Genomic DNA, 17,573 nt, shown 5'->3' with positions numbered 1-17,573 from the left:
ATTTTTGACAAGAAGAGTAGAAATATAAGATATAACGGATAGCTTGAAACTTATATTGTCTTATATTTAAAAAAGAACAAGGAGTGAGGGTTAAAATGTTTCTGTTTGACACACATACGCATCTGGATGCACCTCAATTCGACGAGGATCGCGAAGAAGTTATCGCTCGTGCTGTAGAAGCAGGAGTTAGCAAGATGATTAATATCGGATTTAATCGGGAGACGATTCCCTCAACGATGAAGCTGGCGGAATCTTATGATTATATTTATGCGGCAGTGGGTTGGCATCCTCAGGATGCAATTGATATGAAAGAAGGAGATCTCGATTGGATTGCTTCTCTATGCAGTCATAAAAAAGTAGTGGCTATTGGTGAAATCGGACTGGATTATTACTGGGATACTTCTCCCAAGGATGTGCAACATGAAGTTTTTCGCAAGCAAATTGGACTAGCCCGTGAACTAAATATGCCGATTTGTATTCATGATCGTGATGCCCATGAGGATGTTGTACGGATTTTACGGGAGGAAAAAGCAAATGAGGTTGGAGGCGTGATGCACTCGTTCTCAGGAAGCTGGGAAACAGCTAAAATGTGCTTGAATCTTGGTTTTCATTTATCCTTTGGAGGACCCATTACGTTCAAAAATGCAAGAGTGCCAAAAGAAGTGCTTGCGCAGACCCCACTAGACCGATTATTGATCGAAACCGATGCTCCATATTTGACTCCACACCCCTTCCGCGGGAAGCGAAATGAGAGCGCTCATGTGAAGCTTGTAGCAGAGGCAGCAGCTGAAATTAAAGGGTTAACATGGGAAGAATTGGCTAAAATAACGTATGCGAACGCACTGGAACGATTTGGGATTGAGTGAAAACGGGAGCAAAACAGGCGAAAAATAGAGAATGGCCGATATATTAAACTTTTTTAATATAAAAACGGCTGAATATTACAATATTTTAACCATATTTTTGCGTAAACGTGGTTGAATCGTCCTTTACAACATGCATCAAAACAGGATATCATCTTTTCAGTGATGTGAGCTGTGTTATAGTGACAGCCATTGATTCATGGATCGTCTCGCTGAGTCTCCGTATGGAGAACGGGGGAACCAATATTGACCTGCCGCATGCCTGTATTTTAAATACGGTTTAGACGTGCCGTAGGACAGTATTTGATTTCTTCACGTGGTCTTTGGGGTGAATTTAAGGGCAACCGCCATGAGCGGGTGACCTGAAATAGGGCGTCTCTCTTTCGTCCGAACCCGACAGCTAACCCCGTAAGCGCAAGTAAGAGAGGCAACCTCGTGCACAAGCATTCTCTATTCTGATATTGGAGAAGCCACGAAAGAGTCCTCAGTTGAACTCTTTTTAGGCTTTTTTATTTTTGAATAAATAGAATGTTGCCCACATACTGTTATATAACAGAGGTGGGAGTAGCTGTGCCGAGCAGGCGATCCATGAGCAGGAGACGCTAAGTTATTACGTGCGTGTCCTGTGACAATCTCAAATAGTTTCGTCAAAGGAATTCAGTCCTCATGATATACAATTGACGACGGGGCTATGTAAGGAGGATGGAGAGAATGGGCGTATTCCAACCAGAAGTATCCCATGATTCGCAGTCATCCAGCAGGTCTTTCGCATTACGGTGGGAGCAAGTAAATACTCGCGTACTTTTACTTGCAGGCGTGATTTCAGTCGCTATCGCGCTACTTATTCTGCTGTACGTACACGGTCAAAGTAACAAACAATTATTTTTAGTAATAGACGGGCAAACACAGACGCTTGAAACGCGAGAAGCGCTTCTTGGTGATGTGTTGGAGAAAGAGCAAATTTCGCTGCAGCCGCATGATGAACTATCTTTAGGACTGAGTGATGAAATAAAAGACGGTGACCGTGTCGTTATCAATCGTGCGCAGAAAATTAGTCTTACTGCGGATGGAGCAACAAAAACGTTATATACGACCGAAGACACAATTGGTAAAGCAATTGAGAAAATGGGCATTACCCTAGAAGGTCATGATAAGATTTTCCCTTCGTTAGACACCACCATTTCTGCAAACATGGAGGTTAAGATTGTTCGCATCAACAAACAGACTGTACAGCGATCAACTAACTTACCCTTCAGAGTCATCAAGACAGCAGACCCCTCCCTTACTGTGGGAACAGTTAGAGTGGCACAGGCAGGCAAACCAGGCGTCATGATTCAGCATATTGAAAAGATCTACCAAGACGGAGAACTGGCCTCTATGCGCATGATTGGTAAGGAAGTACAAACGGTAACGAAAGATAAGATTATTGCCGTTGGTACCAAAGCACTTCCTAAGCCGGCTGTAGCTAAGACTACAACAACTTCCAAATCAAACACCACTTCAAAAACGGCTAAGGTTAGCGCCAAGACTAATAACGTCACAAGCAAGGCTGGCGTAGACTTTGAGTACAAGAAGATGATTAAGAACGTCTCCATGACAGCTTATTCATCAGAAGAGCCAGGTATTGGTACCAAAACTGCCTCCGGAACACGCGTAACGGAAGGTCGTACAATTGCGGTAGACCCGAATGTAATCCCTATTGGCTGGTGGGTATATATCGAGGGGCTTGGATTCCGCCGAGCAGAAGATACTGGCGGTGCCATTAAAGGCAATAAAGTAGATGTCTATTACGATTCACTGAGCCATGTCCGTAATTTCGGTCGTAAATCACGTACCGTTTATGTGATTGGACCTGTGAAGCCGGAGTTAAACTAGGCTGAAGCTTTTGCAAATTATTCTTTGATAAGCTATAGTGATGATAACCGTTAAGGAACGCCAGATGATCATTTCGTTGATCGCAGAGCAACCGCTCATCACTTATACATTCTTTAACCAAAAGAAGAGGAGCGAAACCTCTTCTTTTTTGCTTTTTTTGGAAGGAGTCAAGAGATATGATTAAGGAATTAATTGTCGTTGAAGGTAAGAGTGATACCGTCGCTGTTAAACGTGCTGTAGAAGCAGATACGATCGAAACAGGGGGCTCGGCTGTAGACCGGACCGTAATTGCGAAGATCGCGCTTGCTATGGAGCGTAGAGGAGTAATTATCCTTACTGACCCGGATCACGCGGGTGAACGAATTCGTAAGATTGTGTCCGCAAAGGTGCCGGGCTGCAAGCATGCCTTCATTCCGGAGAAGGACGCAACCCGCAAGGGAGATATTGGTGTGGAGAACGCTTCTCCAGAGGCGATTCGTCATGCGCTGCGGAATGTACATACCTCTTTTGAAGGTGCACCTGCTTTAATTGGACTTGATGATCTAATGGCCGCTGGAATGCTTGTACATCCTCGGGCAGCTGAAAGACGTATGGCACTTGGTAATTTGCTTGGAATCGGATATTGTAATGGCAAGCAGCTGTACAAGCGGCTGGCGATGTTTGGAATTACGCGGGAGGAATTTGCCGGAGCTCTCGCCCAAATTGATCAGGGGGGCATTACTTCATGAGTGGTAGAGAGGAAATTTCGACTCCAAAACGGACGAAAGAAATTATTCAACGTTATGGATTCAAGTTCAAGAAGAGCTTAGGACAGAATTTTTTGATTGATCAAAATATATTGGACAAGATTGTTGACGCTGCTGGGCTAGATAGTGAATCAGGGGCATTGGAAATCGGTCCTGGGATTGGTGCCCTGACGGAGCGTTTGGCGCTAACCGCTGGTGCGGTGACTGCTGTGGAGATCGACCGTAGGCTGATTCCTATTTTAAGGGACGTACTTTCCCCTTATCCGCATGTAAAGGTTCGTAATGATGATGTTCTGAATGTAAATCTGCAGGAGCTGTTCAAAGAAGATTTTGCATCCGTGAACAAGGTAAGCGTAGTTGCCAATCTGCCGTATTATGTAACTACTCCGATTCTGATGAAGCTGCTCGAAGAGAAGCTTCCGCTTGATAACATCGTTGTAATGATTCAGAAAGAGGTTGCGGAGCGTATGGCCGCTTCTCCGGGAGGAAAGGAATACGGGAGCCTTAGCATTGCCGTGCAGTACTACAGCGAGCCTGAGCTCGTCTGTATTGTGCCGCGTACGGTGTTCATTCCTCAACCTAATGTGGAGTCCGCTGTAATCCGTCTAAAGGTAAGAGAGCGTCCACCGGTAGAGGTTGAGAGTGAGAAGCACTTCTTTGAGGTCGTCCAAGCTTCTTTCACACAGCGTCGCAAGACGATTGCTAACAATCTCAAGGCTCGTTACTTCCCTGAAGAGGGACGTGAGCGTCTGGAGGCTTTACTCGCAGAAGCTGGTATTGAACCAACCCGTCGTGGAGAAACGTTAAGTCTAGAAGAATACGCCCGATTGAGCGGTGTTCTGTTAGCTGCTGGAATTGAATAAGCTAAAAACATAGCTAGTTATGAACCAACTGAGGCCTTTGCCCATACGATGGGGTAGAGGTGGTGGTTGTAATGAATTTAGGAGACTTGGTCGTTCGTAAATCTTATGGCGGAGATTTGACTTTTCGTGTAGATCATATTGTGCAGGACAGAGCCGTCATTAAAGGCACAGATTTCCGTCTGTTGGCGGATTCTCCTCTGAATGACTTGGTTCAAGTGCCTCCTACCCGAATTACGGAACGAGGACAGCAGGCACAGATTAAAGCGAATGAATCACTGACACAGCTGCGGAAAGACCGACAGGAGCAAAGTCAGCGGAGCGGGAGCGCTCTATCAGAAGGAGCATGGGCTCCATCGCCCAAGGAAGCTGCTTATTTTGAAGTACCGGGGAAAGTACTGCATCTGGATGGCGATCCAGCGTATTTGAATAAGAGCCTTAGCTTATACGAGCAATTGCGGATCCCTGCTGAAGGTCATCATGTTCATGAGTCCGCAATGGCTGACACTTTATACCGGCTGCTGCCCCGCGTGCGTCCAGATATTGTGGTGATTACCGGTCATGACGGGGTGCTGAAGCAACAGCATACTTACGATCTTCACAGTCTGAGCAGCTATAAAAATTCGCAAAACTTCGTAGCTGCTATTAGGGTAGCTAGGGATTATGAGCGAAATTTTGATGCGTTGACGATTGTTGCAGGTGCTTGTCAGTCACATTTTGAAGCACTGCTGGGGGCAGGGGCGAATTTCGCCAGTTCTCCTGGACGGATATTGATCCATGCCCTAGACCCAGTTTATGTAGCGGCAAAATCGTCGTTCACGCCCATTAGGGATACGGTGAATCTGAGTGAGGTTTTGAACAACACCATTAGTGGTAATCAGGGAATCGGCGGTATTGAGACCCGTGGCAGCTTCCGTATTGGGATGCCGCGTCTGCAGAACCTGTCAGCACTAAAAGTGACACCTTCCGCAATTTAATCGACAGGTACAGGTCTATTTTCAAAGCTAATAGGTAATTTGGAGTGGCCGAATAGAGTAACGCGAAGAAAGGGTGAGCGATGAGCTTAACCCTTTTTTTATATAAGAAAGTATAAGTTTCACGCTATACATTATCCTTATATTTCCCGCATATACGCTAACCGTCCTTATAGGGACGACGCCAAAGGCGATTATGCTTGTGTGAAATGGTAGTTATCTTTAAAGATCGACAATGTTATTTTTCTTGCTTTGTGGTAAACCTATTACAGATAACAAGGCTATTAGTTCGCCTCTGATTCCCCGCAAAAAAATTCCGTTGACAACCAAATATTCATCATCTATAATTATTTATTTGCTTTGACAAACACCTGGGGAAGTTGTATAATGGACAAGAAAAGAGGTGGTCGTCAGGCAATGGCTAATAACGCGCTGTTGGAAATCAAACGCAGTCTCGAAGCTCACGTCGGTCATAAGATCACGTTGCGTGCAAACGGAGGTCGTCGTAAAACCGTAGAACGCACCGGTGTCCTGGAAGAAACGTACCCTTCTGTATTTATTGTCAAACTGGATCAGGAGCAGCAAACATTCAAGCGAGTCTCCTATAGCTATGCCGATATTCTTACTGAATCTGTGGAAATCACAGTATGTGAAGACGATGGGCAGATGCGGATTATGTATATTAAAGCTTAATGTTTCACGGGCAGCTTCCTTTGGAGGCTGTTTTTTATTTGTATCAGAAACGGTTGTCCTTCATAAAGGACGACTGTTTCTTTTTTTTTGCGTTAATATTCAGTGAATGATCCTTGTTCTAAGCAAGCATACTAATTGAGCAATCGGTTTATCATTTTCTTTCATAAGGGAGGAATTCCGTAATGAGCCGCAGAAAACGAGGCATGATGTCGGAAGAACTAAAGACAGAGTTAGCCAAGGAGCTTGGTTTTTACGAAACTGTGGAACGTGAAGGCTGGGGAGGAATACGGGCGAAGGATGCAGGTAATATGGTGAAAAGAGCGATTCAGCTCGCTGAAGAGGCTGCCCGGAAATCTTAATCTTTAGCGTGTGAACAATTATTTAACGAAAAAGGGTGCGTCTAACTGGCGACACCCTTTTATTATTGGACTTCATTAGAAGTTTTTCATATAATATGTTAAGTTGTTTTTACGGGAAAAGCTGAAGGTGGGTGAACGCCTTGAAAATGTATGAGAAGGCACCGGCTAAAATTAATTTGATGCTGGATGTGCTGCACAAGCGTGCTGACGGTTTTCATGAGGTGGAAATGATTATGACCATGGTAGATCTAGCAGACCGTTTAGAGCTGTCTGAGCTGCCAAGGGATACTATTATAATATCAAGTCAAGCGGGTTATATTCCCCTAGATGAGAAGAACCTGGCCTTTCAAGCGGCTAGGCTTATTAAAGAGCGTTATAACGTGAAGAGTGGTGTACATATCCATCTGGATAAAAGAATACCGGTGGCAGCTGGCCTGGCTGGCGGCAGCAGTGATGCAGCGGCTACCCTACGTGGTCTGAACCGACTGTGGCGCCTAGGTATACCTGCGCAGGAGCTGCAGGAGCTTGGCGCTGAGCTTGGCTCAGATGTGCCTTTCTGCGTTACAGGTGGCACTGCCTTGGCAACAGGTCGTGGCGAGAAGCTGACGCCGATTAAGAACCCTCCGCAATGCTGGGTAGTATTAGCTAAGCCACCTATCAATGTATCGACTGCGGAAGTATACGGACGTGTGCGGAGCAATAATATAGCTGTTCATCCTTCGGCTCGAAAGATGCAGGACGCGATCGAAGCTGGAGATTTTGGGGGCGTGTGTAATCATCTGGGCAATGTGCTTGAGGATGTTACCCTAAAGCTGCATCCAGAGGTCCAGCAGCTCAAAGAGGCGATGGTTAAGCTCGGAGCAGACGGAGTGTTAATGTCCGGCAGCGGTCCTACAGTGTTCGGTTTAGTGTCCAAGCAGTCTAAAGTAGCAAGAATTTATAATGGACTGCGAGGGTTCTGCAAGGAAGTCTATGCAGTGAGATCACTCAATTAGTATGCTTCTCTTGTGTAAACCCGTACAAAAGTGATATATTTTTCATAAAATATTCGGTTTTGGCGAGGAGCATTCCGTGAAGAAATTAAAAAGAAGCCAACGTTTGGTAGACATGACTCAGTTTTTACTTGAGCGGCCACATGACCTACTGCCGCTGTCTATATTTGCCGATCGGTATGGAGCGGCTAAGTCCTCCATCAGTGAAGATTTGGCGATCATAAAAGAAGTATTTGAAGGTGAGGGCATTGGAGAGCTTCAGACCTTAGCCGGTGCAGCAGGTGGAGTACGTTATATTCCTGTGATGCCTAAAGAAATGGCGCTCTCTTTTGTTAAACGTTTATGTGTGCAGCTGGAACAGACAGATCGGATATTGCCTGGTGGTTATTTGTATATGTCGGACCTGCTTGGACTGCCATCTTTGATGGAGCAAGCAGGGAAGATCATCGCAACGGCCTTTTATGGATCGGAAATCGATGTGGTGATGACAGTAGAAACTAAAGGGATTCCGCTAGCCTATGCAACGGCAGCACAGCTCGGCTTGCCAGTAGTGCTGGTACGACGTGATCATCAGGTTACAGAAGGCTCAGCAGTAAGCATTAATTATGTATCTGGATCACATAAGAGCATACACACCATGTCTCTTTCTAGACGAGCACTCAAGGAGAAATCACGGGTACTCATTGTAGATGACTTCATGAAGGCAGGCGGAACCGTTCGAGGGATGGTTGATTTACTCGGTGAGTTCAATGCCGAAGTTGCTGGAGTGGGTGTGTTGGTCGAATCAGGCGCAGTAGAGACGGAAGAGCGTCTGTTGCATGACTATGTTTCTTTAGTGAAACTAAGCGAGGTAGACTCGAAAGAGCGGCGGATTTCCGCGCATCCGGGTAACTACTTTTCCTCTTGATAGATTGCCGTTTCTTTGTTTTCAAAAAGCGTGGAAATTGTCGAAAACGTAAGGGATATTAAGAAAATCACCCGATGCGTGTCGAAAACAACAGATCCTAAAAAATATATTTCTTTTTTAGGTATTTTATGGAATCAAAAAGAAGGAATTCGCTTTGCTGTGTGGAATTATACACCAAGTCTCTGATGGAAAAAGGTGGTGAACACACACATGCAAATTACGGATGTCAGACTCCGCCGCGTTAACTCTGAGGGGAGAATGAAAGCAATCGCATCCATTACAATCGATAACGAGTTTGTTGTTCATGACATTCGCGTCATCGATGGTAATAACGGGATGTTTGTTGCAATGCCCAGCAAGCGTACACCGGATGGCGAATTCCGCGATATCGCTCACCCGATCTCTTCGGGAACACGCGAGAAGATTCAATCCGCGGTTCTGGCCGAGTACGATCGCGCCGCTACTGAAGAAGAAGAAGAAGTTATTGAAGAGGGAGCTTAGGCTGCCTCGGAAGACGGCTACCTTTTGGGTGGCGTAGGATCCGCCGTTTTTGATAAGATCATACCGAATATACTTCATGACTTAAGCAGCTTGATCTTGCAAGAAAAGCTAGTGCTAGTGAAGGATTTGACGACATCTTCGAAAGGCAGCGATAAATGCTTTTCTAACATGGGGTTTATAGAAAAGAGAACCATGACTTCATGGTTCTCTTTTCTTTTTGCCCGGAATGAGATATATTCAGTAGTGAGTTCAAGAGTAGGAGGTTGGCATTCTTGAAAAGAATGGCTGTAGTTCTTGCCGCAGGTCAAGGCAAGCGAATGAAATCTAAATTATATAAGGTGCTGCACCCCGTTTGCGGTAAGCCAATGGTAGGGCACGTGCTTGATACAGTAGAAGCGACCGGATGCCAGCGCACCGTTGTTGTTGTTGGGCATGGCGCAGAGAAGGTTAAGGCCTATGTAGGGCAAAGTGCGGAATACGTGCTGCAGGAAACTCAGCTCGGTACTGGTCACGCTGTCAAACAAGCTAAGGATTTGCTCGGTGGTGAAGAAGGAACGACGATTGTTGCTTATGGTGACACTCCGCTTATTACATCGGAGACGCTGATAGGATTGATGGCTCTGCATGAGGAGCGTCAGGCGGCAGCGACTGTATTAACCGCAGTAATGGATGATCCATCTGGATTAGGACGGATTATACGTAGTGAAGATGGCGGCTTAATGAAGATCGTAGAACAGAAAGATTGTAATGCCGAACAGGCAGCTATTCATGAAATCAACACAGGAATTTATTGCTTTGATAACATCAAGTTATTTTCGGCTTTAGAGAAGGTTACTAACAGCAATAATCAACAGGAATATTATTTGACAGATGTTATCAGTATTCTGCGTGAGCAAGGTGATCTTGTTCTAGCATTCCAGACTGAGGATGCTAACGAGTCTATTGGTGTTAATGACCGTTTAGCTTTATCTGATGCGGAAGGTATTATGCGTCAACGTATCAACCGCAAACATATGCTGGGTGGCGTAACCATAATCGATCCTGCCTCCACATATATCGGAGCAGATGTAGTCATTGGGTCGGATACAACGATCTATCCAGGAACCATCTTGAAGGGTAAAACTGTAATCGGTGAGAACTGTGTGATCGGACCGGCAAGTGAAATCGAAGATTGTCAGATCATGGACGACGCGACGATTAAGCAGTCCGTATTGAATCAAGCACAAGTTGGCGCACGGACTACCGTTGGGCCTTTTGCCTATTTGCGTCCAGGTTCTATACTTGGAGAAGAAGTGAAGGTTGGAGATTTCGTCGAGATCAAGAATGCTACGATTGGTGACGGTTCTAAGGTGTCACATCTTAGCTATATTGGCGACGCATCTGTGGGTAAGAATGTAAACGTCGGTTGCGGTGCGATTACTGTTAACTACGACGGGTATAATAAATTTACGACAACAATTGAAGACGATGCCTTTATCGGCAGTAACGTTAACCTTATTGCACCGGTTTCTGTGGGCAAGGGGGCTTTTGTTGTAGCTGGTTCGACAATTACGCGTTCCGTTTCAGAGAACGATCTGGCTGTTGCCAGAGTGCGGCAGGAGAATAAACCGGGATATGCAGAGAAGATCCGTTCCCGTGCAAAAGCGAAGAAAGACCACTCGAGTCCATCGTAAAGCGTTGCTAAGAAGCGCCGGACGGACTTACATTTCCGCGCCGGCGCCTTTGGAAAGCTAAATTCCGTCACGGAGGGTTTAAATTTTATGACTTATTGTGATTCCAAATTAAAGATTTTCACCTGTAACTCCAACCCAAAGCTTGCTAGTCAAATCGCTGATTACATCGGAATTCCGATGGGTGAATCGCATACTACAAGTTTTAGCGATGGAGAAATTCAGGTCAAGCTGTCAGAGAGCGTTCGGGGTTGTCATGTGTATATTGTTCAATCCACCTGCGGCCCGGTTAATGACAACCTAATGGAGCTTTTAGTTATGGTGGATGCACTCAAACGCGCCTCCGCAAAAAGCATCAATGTGGTTATCCCTTACTATGGTTACGCTCGTCAAGATCGGAAAGCTCGTTCCCGTGACCCTATTACGGCCAAGCTGGTAGCAAATTTGATTGAAAAAGCCGGCGCCCACCGTGTAATTACGATGGACCTCCATGCTATGCAGATTCAGGGATTCTTTGATATTCCAGTGGATCACTTGCTGGGAGTTCCCATACTGGCTCAGTATTTCCGTTCCAAACAAATCGAGAACCCAGTTGTCGTATCGCCAGATCACGGCGGTGTAGTACGTGCAAGAAAGCTTGCTGATTTCCTGAACGCTCCGCTTGCAATTATAGACAAGCGTCGTCCAGAGCCGAATGTCAGCGAAGTCATGAACATTATCGGTAATATTGAAGGTAAAACAGCCATTCTGATCGATGATATTATCGATACTGCTGGAACCATTGTACTTGGTGCTAATGCTTTGATGGAAGGCGGCGTGAAGGAAGTATACGCTTGCTGTACACACCCAGTATTGTCTGGTCCTGCACATGAACGTCTGGAGAATTCTCCAATTAAAGAGATTATCGTGACAGATACGATTCCAATTCGCAGCGCGAACCCAACTTCTAAACTAAAAGTGTTGTCCGTGGCTCCACTTATGGGTGAGGCAATTATCCGCGTTCATGAAGAGTTGTCGATTAGTAAATTGTTTGAGATTGAATAAATATAAGGATAATGTATAGCGTGAAACTTATACATTCTTATATTGTACAAAAGGGTTACACCTCCGCTCTCGGAGATGTAACCCTTATCGGCGTGATGCAGGTAGAAGCGCTGGCTTCAATACCCGGCGCGGGAGACGAAGGTGAATATGCTGCGGTTATAGAGTGTCCCTTGCAGCTCCACGAATCCTTCGTCCACTGCTGTCAATACACCAATGTCAATGTGCACGTCGCCTCTGTATATTTCCACAGGCACAGCATATTGGATATGGTACTGAAAATCGCGCTGATGTGTTAAGATTCCACTTTGATGTAGCATAGGTTATCACCTGTCTTCGGAGTATAATTTCGCTCTGGTTGCACAGAGATATGTAGATAAGATCTATTGTACCAAAAACGGACTTCTCTTGCCGGAGAGCCCGATGGAAAGGAAAGGTTCGATAATGAAATGGATTGTCGGATTGGGAAATCCGGGAACACAATATGCGAAAACAAGGCATAATGTTGGTTTTATGGCATTGGATGAGCTTGCGGCTCAGAACGGGATTTCCTTCAACCAAAGCAAATGTAAATCCGTGATCGGTGAAGGGGTTATCGGGGGAGTCAAAACCGTATTGATTAAACCGATGACCTTTATGAATTTGTCCGGTGAGGCCGTTCGCGCTTATATGGATTATTACAAAGTTAAACTAGAAGATATGATCGTCGTCTACGATGATCTGGATACCGAAATCGGAAAAATTCGCTTGCGTTATCAAGGTAGTGCTGGTGGGCATAACGGAATTAAATCGATCATTCAGCATGTAGGTACACAAAGCTTTAATCGGGTACGCATGGGTATTTCTCGCCCTGAACCGGGTTTTGCAATAGTGGATTATGTTCTCTCTTCTTTTCCTAAAAAGGAAGGCGATCCTCTGAAGCAGATGATCCTTAATACTTGTGATGCACTGGAGTTCAGCTTACAGAATTCATTCGAACAGACGATGGCTAAATTCAATGGTTGATCTGTAAACTCTGTTGGTTATGAGGCTAAAGATGATGCTCCCCGGACATACTGAAGGTATATAGTACCTTCAGGAGGCATATAGATGGCAATAAACTATGTATGTAGGCACTGCAAGACATCTCTAGGCAGCATTAATAGAAGTGATGTTACAGAAATGCAGTTGGGCCTTCATTCCTTGACCCCTGCGGAGCGCAGAGATATAATAGCGTATAATTCAGAAGGTGAGATCACGGTAAAGGTGACTTGCGACTATTGCAAGGAGGCTTTAGAGCATAATCCGGAGCTTAGCTTGCTGACGAGTCCGCTTCAGTAGGTGATAGCGCCTGTCTCTATCGTCATCCGCAAGCCTTGGCGTTACAGCTGAGGCTTCTTTTCGATTCCAATCATAATAGGTGACGGTGGCTTTGGCTTCCGTTAGCCTGTTTAGTAAGAGAGGTGCGCCTGTTGTTACAAGGTATTATAGAAGCTTTTTCCAAGGATCCCGATTTCCAGTCTATCACCCAGGGTGTAGCTGCAGGTATGAAAGAGCAGCTCATATCGGGGCTTACAGGTTCAGCTAGACAGATCATGCTTGCAGCACTGCATGAAGAGACAGCTCGTCCCTTGCTTGTGGTGACTCATAATATGTTTTCGGCTCAGAAAATGGCCGATGATTTACAGGAAGCGCTTTCCCCGGAACGAGTTCTGCTCTATCCTGCTAATGAACTTGTGGCTGCGGAAGCGGCTGTCTCAAGTCCAGAGACATTAGCCCAGCGTATTGATGTACTGACCAAATGTGCCCAGGGCTTCCGTGGTATTGTTGTAGTTCCCTACTCGGGAGTGCGCAGACTGCTCCCTGCACCAGAGGTTATGGCAGAGGCACAGGTTACGGTTTCTCAGGATGGAACGCTTGCTCTGGATGAATTCTTGATGTCCATGATCGAAATGGGTTATGAAAGAGTAGAGCGGGTTGAGAATCGCGGTGAACTGAGTGTAAGAGGTGGAATTATTGATTTTTATCCAATGACTTCTCCTTTGGCATATCGTGTTGAGTTATTTGATGATGAGGTTGATTCGATCAGAACTTTTGATCCAGTTGATCAGCGTTCTATTGATAAAGTACGAAGTGTGAAGATTACACCGGCTAAAGAGATTATAGCGAGCAGGTTTCGCCAGGAATCTGCTTCTGCTGAAGCATCTGTTATGCTGGAACGACAGCTTGAGAAAATGGCGGATCGGCAGGCTAAGTTGCGTCTAAAAGAAGAAATTGGACGCGAGCTAGAAATGCTGCGCGAAGGAACCTATTTTCCTGAAATCTATAAATATATCAGTCTTTTATACCCTGAACGCTCTCATTTATTTGATTACATGGCCCAGGATACGATTCTTATTCTCGATGAGCCGACAAGACTGCTCGAAACGGCGAAACAGCTCGAAAGAGATGAATCGGAATGGAACCTCCATCTGATGCAAAACGGCAAAACATTGCCGGATCTGGATCTCTCTGTTGAGACAGATGTTGTGATGTACAAACGTCCGTTCCAAAGCCTGTTTATGTCGATCTTTTTGCGCCAGGTCCCACACATTCAACCACAGAACATACTTGGGTTTATTAGTCGTGGGATGCAGGATTTCCATGGTCAGATGAATGTGCTTAAATCGGAAATGGAGCGTTGGCAGAAGTCTGGTGTAAAGGTAATGATGCTTGCGAGCAGTGAAGAACGGATTGAACGTGTGCGCAGAGTCCTTTACGACTACGGCATTGATGAGCCAACGATCGTACAAGGAAACCTGGGTTCAGGCTTTGAGCTGCCTTCTATTCATTTAGCCGTTATCACTGAAGGAGAGATGTTCTCTCAGAAGCAGCGGAAGGCACGGAAGATCTCCAAAGGGATAGATAATGCTGAACGGATCAAGAGTTATACTGAGCTGAAAATTGGTGATTATGTCGTTCACCAGAACCATGGTATCGGTAAGTATATGGGGATCGGCACGCTGGAGGTCAGCGGTATTCATCGCGACTATATGCATATTTTATATGCGGGTGGCGATAAGCTCTCGGTTCCGATTGAGCAAATTGACTTGATTCAGAAATATGTCGGTTCAGAAGATAAAGAGCCGAAAGTATATAAATTAGGCGGTAATGAATGGACGCGGGTGACGAATAAGGTCCGCTCTTCCGTTCAGGATATTGCTGATGATCTAATCAAACTGTACGCTGAACGCCAAAGTGCAGCAGGGTATGGTTTTGAGAAAGACACACAGGAACAGCGTGAATTTGAAGAAATGTTTCCTTACGAGGAGACTCGGGATCAGCTTCGAGCGATTGAAGAGATTAAGAAGGATATGGAACAGAATCGTCCAATGGATCGGCTTCTTTGTGGAGACGTTGGATATGGTAAGACGGAGGTAGCTATACGAGCAGCCTTTAAATCAGCGATTGAAGGTAAACAGGTGGCTGTGCTGGTACCGACAACGATTCTAGCTCAGCAGCATTATGAGACCTTCCGGGAACGCTTTGCAAATTATCCGCTAAATATTCAAGTCCTAAGTCGTTTCCGCAGCCGTAAGGAGCAGAATGAGACGATTAAAGGCGTTCGGGCAGGAACGGTTGACGTGGTTATTGGTACCCACCGTTTGTTGTCTCAGGACCTTGTATTTAAGGACTTAGGTTTATTGATCGTGGATGAGGAACAGCGGTTTGGCGTGACTCATAAAGAGAAGCTGAAGAAGTTAAAAACGAATGTAGATGTTCTTACCCTGACAGCAACTCCAATTCCTCGTACATTGCATATGTCGATGCTGGGAGTGCGTGATTTATCTGTCATTGAGACGCCGCCGGAGAACCGTTTCCCCGTGCAGACTTATGTTGTTGAGCATAGTCAGACGCTTACGAGGGAAGCTGTAGAGCGTGAATTGGCTCGTGGCGGTCAAGTCTACTATCTCTATAATCGTGTGCAGGGCATTCAAGAAATGGCCGCTCAAATTTCTATGCTTGTTCCTGAGGCTAGGGTAGGCATCGGACATGGCCAAATGTCGGAAGCGGAGCTAGAGAAGACGATCCTTGATTTTCTTGATGGAGAATACGATGTGCTGGTCAGCACAAGTATTATTGAGACGGGTGTAGATATTCCTAATGTAAATACACTTATTGTGCATGATGCGGATAAGATGGGTTTGTCCCAGCTCTATCAATTACGTGGACGTGTAGGCCGGTCCAACCGGATTGCGTACGCCTATTTTACCTACCAGCGGGACAAGGTTCTGACTGAAGTGGCAGAGAAGCGGCTGCAATCTATTAAGGAATTTACGGAACTGGGTTCTGGTTTCAAAATAGCGATGCGGGATTTATCTATTCGTGGTGCCGGTAACTTACTTGGTGCAGAACAGCATGGCTTTATTGCATCCGTGGGATTTGATCTATACTCACAAATGCTGGCGGAGGAGATCCGCAAGCGTAAGGTTACTGTGCTTGGAGAGGAAGACACCTCGCTCAAAGAGGGCAATACCGTCATTGATTTGTCGATTGACGCTTATCTGCCATCCGAGTATATTTACGACAGTATCCAGAAAATTGAAATCTACAAAAAAGTTGCGGCAGTAACATCCTTCGATGATGCTTCTGAGCTTGAGGATGAGCTCTTGGATCGGTTCGGAGAACTGCCTGAAGCAGTTGTTAATCTATTAACTGTGGCTCGTCTGAAAGTGTATGGAAAAATGTATGGCATTGATTCCATGATCAGACGTGGTGATGATGTTACCCTGAATTTCTATGAGGGAAGTCTTGGTGCTCTGGATACGGCGAAACTCGCCAAAGTTGGAAATAGCTTCGAAAGACGTGTACAATTCGATAGAGATGCTAAAGCCAGTATCCGAGTAAAGTCGAAAGACTTAAGTGATAAACAGCTGCTTGACTTGCTTGAACAGTTTCTTAAGGAAGCTAAACAGTCTTTTAAATCGAAGGGAGAACTACACAATGTCGTTAAATAAAAAAAAATCATGGAAAGTACTGCTCGTTTCATTGGTAGCAGCGGTTTCCTTTTCTATGCTAGCAGCATGCGGTAGTAGTGCTGATGATAGCAAGGCAGTTGCGACTTATAAAGGTGGAACAATCACAGAGAAGGAATTTGCTATGGATCAAAAAATCATGAAATTCCTCTCCCCGCAGCAAGCGCAATATTTAGAGATTGAGGCGTTTAAGGAATCTATTTTGAAGCAGGAAGTAGGCTTTGAATATTTGGCTTCCAAAGCAACGGATGAAGCGAAGAAGCAGGCGAAGAAAGAGGCTGATAGCCAAATCGCTGACTTGAAGAAAGCTCTGGGCGACACTTATAAGAAAACACTTAAAGACGCTGACGTTACAGAGGGCGATATCCATAGTTATATGGAGCGTGTGCTGACGGTTTATCAGGATATGCTGCTTAAAGTGACAGACGATCAGGTTGTCAAAGAATTTGAAGCTACAAAAGGTGACTTTACCGTAGCAAATTTGCGTCATGTGCTAATCGGTCTGACCGATGCTAACAACAAAGAGCGCACTAGCGAAGAAGCGCTGAAAATCGCGAAGGAAGTTAAGGCAAAGCTGGACGGCGGAGCTGATTTTGCGGCAATCGCTAAGGAATACACTGACGATACAGCCTCTAAGGAAACAGGCGGAGAATATAAAGATAAAGCTGTAGGAACGTATGTAGATGAGTTTAAGAAGGCTGCTCAAACCTTGCCTTTGAATACCATTAGTGATCCTGTAGAGACTTCTTATGGTTACCACATCATCAAGGTGGAGTCCCGTACCGACAAAACCTTTGATCAGTTAACGGATGAACAAAAAGAAGGCATTAAGAGCTCCATTGTGTCCAAGAACCTAGAAGCGTTCATGGAGAAAGATCTTGAAGGCATTATTGAGAGCATCAATCTGCCGAAGAGCTCTGCTGCCGCAGATGAATCCGGAACAAAAAATAGCGGAACAGAAGCCACTACAGCGCCAAGCGCATCCCCAAGTGCTACAAAAGCTGCTGAATAAACATCGGTAAAAATGGACAAGCTTACCTTAGAAAAGCCATCCTCACTTAATGTGAAGATGGCTTTTTATTTCGAAGAAACATCTTC

At 45.3% G+C, this 17,573-nt stretch carries 17 protein-coding genes and 1 riboswitch; of the genes, 16 read left to right on the top strand and 1 reads right to left on the bottom strand.

What is annotated here, in order from left to right; translation table 11 throughout:
• The first annotated feature begins 95 nt into the window (after nt 1–95).
• The 12 genes from MKX35_RS03195 (at nt 96) to MKX35_RS03140 (ending at nt 11,484) form a co-directional block, all read left to right on the top strand.
• Entirely contained in the window at nt 96–866 is a 771-nt protein-coding gene (locus tag MKX35_RS03195) for a TatD family hydrolase (RefSeq protein ID WP_042183828.1), read from the top strand.
• Nucleotides 867–1,063: 197 nt separating this feature from the next.
• A riboswitch (cyclic di-AMP (ydaO/yuaA leader) is annotated at nt 1,064–1,293 on the top strand.
• A 281-nt stretch (nt 1,294–1,574) separates the two neighbouring features.
• Nucleotides 1,575–2,738 carry a 3D domain-containing protein gene (locus MKX35_RS03190; protein WP_076286881.1) on the top strand — a complete coding sequence of 388 codons (1,164 nt, stop codon included), beginning with the start codon at nt 1,575–1,577 and terminating at the stop codon, nt 2,736–2,738.
• A gap of 176 nt (nt 2,739–2,914) precedes the next feature.
• Entirely contained in the window at nt 2,915–3,466 is a 552-nt protein-coding gene (gene rnmV, locus MKX35_RS03185; protein ID WP_042183831.1) for a ribonuclease M5, read from the top strand.
• Entirely contained in the window at nt 3,463–4,347 is an 885-nt protein-coding gene (gene rsmA / locus MKX35_RS03180; RefSeq protein ID WP_042183833.1) for a 16S rRNA (adenine(1518)-N(6)/adenine(1519)-N(6))-dimethyltransferase RsmA, read from the top strand. The genes rnmV and rsmA overlap by 4 nt, the downstream gene beginning before the upstream one ends.
• A gap of 71 nt (nt 4,348–4,418) precedes the next feature.
• On the top strand, nt 4,419–5,321 hold the full coding sequence (gene yabG / locus MKX35_RS03175; RefSeq protein WP_042183835.1) for a sporulation peptidase YabG: 903 nt from the start codon (nt 4,419–4,421) through the stop codon (nt 5,319–5,321).
• A 414-nt stretch (nt 5,322–5,735) separates the two neighbouring features.
• Nucleotides 5,736–6,011 carry a biofilm formation stimulator Veg gene (gene veg / locus MKX35_RS03170; protein WP_019914493.1) on the top strand — a complete coding sequence of 92 codons (276 nt, stop codon included), beginning with the start codon at nt 5,736–5,738 and terminating at the stop codon, nt 6,009–6,011.
• Between the two features lie 182 nt (nt 6,012–6,193).
• Nucleotides 6,194–6,370 carry a small, acid-soluble spore protein, alpha/beta type gene (locus MKX35_RS03165; protein ID WP_042183837.1) on the top strand — a complete coding sequence of 59 codons (177 nt, stop codon included), beginning with the start codon at nt 6,194–6,196 and terminating at the stop codon, nt 6,368–6,370.
• A 140-nt stretch (nt 6,371–6,510) separates the two neighbouring features.
• On the top strand, nt 6,511–7,365 hold the full coding sequence (gene ispE, locus MKX35_RS03160; protein ID WP_042183839.1) for a 4-(cytidine 5'-diphospho)-2-C-methyl-D-erythritol kinase: 855 nt from the start codon (nt 6,511–6,513) through the stop codon (nt 7,363–7,365).
• Nucleotides 7,366–7,441: 76 nt separating this feature from the next.
• On the top strand, nt 7,442–8,269 hold the full coding sequence (purR, locus tag MKX35_RS03155; protein WP_042183840.1) for a pur operon repressor: 828 nt from the start codon (nt 7,442–7,444) through the stop codon (nt 8,267–8,269).
• Nucleotides 8,270–8,479: 210 nt separating this feature from the next.
• Nucleotides 8,480–8,770: a septation regulator SpoVG gene (spoVG, locus tag MKX35_RS03150; RefSeq protein ID WP_042123119.1), complete on the top strand. Its 291-nt coding sequence runs from the start codon at nt 8,480–8,482 to the stop codon at nt 8,768–8,770.
• Nucleotides 8,771–9,042: 272 nt separating this feature from the next.
• Nucleotides 9,043–10,443: a bifunctional UDP-N-acetylglucosamine diphosphorylase/glucosamine-1-phosphate N-acetyltransferase GlmU gene (gene glmU, locus MKX35_RS03145; RefSeq protein ID WP_042183845.1), complete on the top strand. Its 1,401-nt coding sequence runs from the start codon at nt 9,043–9,045 to the stop codon at nt 10,441–10,443.
• Between the two features lie 87 nt (nt 10,444–10,530).
• A complete protein-coding gene (locus MKX35_RS03140) occupies nt 10,531–11,484 on the top strand; it encodes a ribose-phosphate diphosphokinase (RefSeq protein WP_036678796.1) in 954 nt (317 codons plus the stop codon).
• A 116-nt stretch (nt 11,485–11,600) separates the two neighbouring features.
• Here MKX35_RS03140 and MKX35_RS03135 read toward each other — a convergent pair whose 3' ends face one another.
• A complete protein-coding gene (locus tag MKX35_RS03135) occupies nt 11,601–11,801 on the bottom strand; it encodes a hypothetical protein (protein ID WP_042183847.1) in 201 nt (66 codons plus the stop codon).
• A 124-nt stretch (nt 11,802–11,925) separates the two neighbouring features.
• Between MKX35_RS03135 and pth the strand changes: the two genes are divergently transcribed.
• From pth to MKX35_RS03115, 4 genes are all read left to right on the top strand, one after another.
• Nucleotides 11,926–12,486, top strand: a complete 561-nt coding sequence (pth, locus tag MKX35_RS03130) for an aminoacyl-tRNA hydrolase (protein ID WP_042183849.1) — start codon at nt 11,926–11,928, stop codon at nt 12,484–12,486.
• Between the two features lie 84 nt (nt 12,487–12,570).
• Entirely contained in the window at nt 12,571–12,801 is a 231-nt protein-coding gene (locus MKX35_RS03125) for an anti-sigma-F factor Fin family protein (protein ID WP_042123127.1), read from the top strand.
• Between the two features lie 131 nt (nt 12,802–12,932).
• Nucleotides 12,933–16,457, top strand: a complete 3,525-nt coding sequence (gene mfd / locus MKX35_RS03120) for a transcription-repair coupling factor (RefSeq protein ID WP_042123128.1) — start codon at nt 12,933–12,935, stop codon at nt 16,455–16,457.
• Complete coding sequence (locus MKX35_RS03115; RefSeq protein ID WP_076300972.1) at nt 16,444–17,487, top strand: peptidylprolyl isomerase; 1,044 nt, start codon at nt 16,444–16,446, stop codon at nt 17,485–17,487. The genes mfd and MKX35_RS03115 overlap by 14 nt, the downstream gene beginning before the upstream one ends.
• Nucleotides 17,488–17,573: the final 86 nt, after the last annotated feature.

The sequence above is a fragment of the Paenibacillus sp. FSL R5-0923 genome (assembly GCF_038009145.1).
Lineage (GTDB): Bacteria > Bacillota > Bacilli > Paenibacillales > Paenibacillaceae > Paenibacillus_AQ.
The sequence above is the reverse complement of the archived record's forward strand: the minus strand, read 5'-3'. Positions and strand labels throughout refer to the sequence as shown.

Bases quoted from the DNA above. Each gene is read 5' to 3' on its own strand.
- MKX35_RS03195 (WP_042183828.1), top strand. From the start codon at position 96: ATGTTTCTGTTTGACACACATACGCATCTGGATGCACCTCAATTCGAC.
- MKX35_RS03190 (WP_076286881.1), top strand. From the start codon at position 1,575: ATGGGCGTATTCCAACCAGAAGTATCCCATGATTCGCAGTCATCCAGC.
- rnmV (WP_042183831.1), top strand. From the start codon at position 2,915: ATGATTAAGGAATTAATTGTCGTTGAAGGTAAGAGTGATACCGTCGCT.
- rsmA (WP_042183833.1), top strand. From the start codon at position 3,463: ATGAGTGGTAGAGAGGAAATTTCGACTCCAAAACGGACGAAAGAAATT.
- yabG (WP_042183835.1), top strand. From the start codon at position 4,419: ATGAATTTAGGAGACTTGGTCGTTCGTAAATCTTATGGCGGAGATTTG.
- veg (WP_019914493.1), top strand. From the start codon at position 5,736: ATGGCTAATAACGCGCTGTTGGAAATCAAACGCAGTCTCGAAGCTCAC.
- MKX35_RS03165 (WP_042183837.1), top strand. From the start codon at position 6,194: ATGAGCCGCAGAAAACGAGGCATGATGTCGGAAGAACTAAAGACAGAG.
- spoVG (WP_042123119.1), top strand. From the start codon at position 8,480: ATGCAAATTACGGATGTCAGACTCCGCCGCGTTAACTCTGAGGGGAGA.
- MKX35_RS03140 (WP_036678796.1), top strand. From the start codon at position 10,531: ATGACTTATTGTGATTCCAAATTAAAGATTTTCACCTGTAACTCCAAC.
- MKX35_RS03135 (WP_042183847.1), bottom strand. From the start codon at position 11,801: ATGCTACATCAAAGTGGAATCTTAACACATCAGCGCGATTTTCAGTAC.
- pth (WP_042183849.1), top strand. From the start codon at position 11,926: ATGAAATGGATTGTCGGATTGGGAAATCCGGGAACACAATATGCGAAA.
- MKX35_RS03125 (WP_042123127.1), top strand. From the start codon at position 12,571: ATGGCAATAAACTATGTATGTAGGCACTGCAAGACATCTCTAGGCAGC.
- MKX35_RS03115 (WP_076300972.1), top strand. From the start codon at position 16,444: ATGTCGTTAAATAAAAAAAAATCATGGAAAGTACTGCTCGTTTCATTG.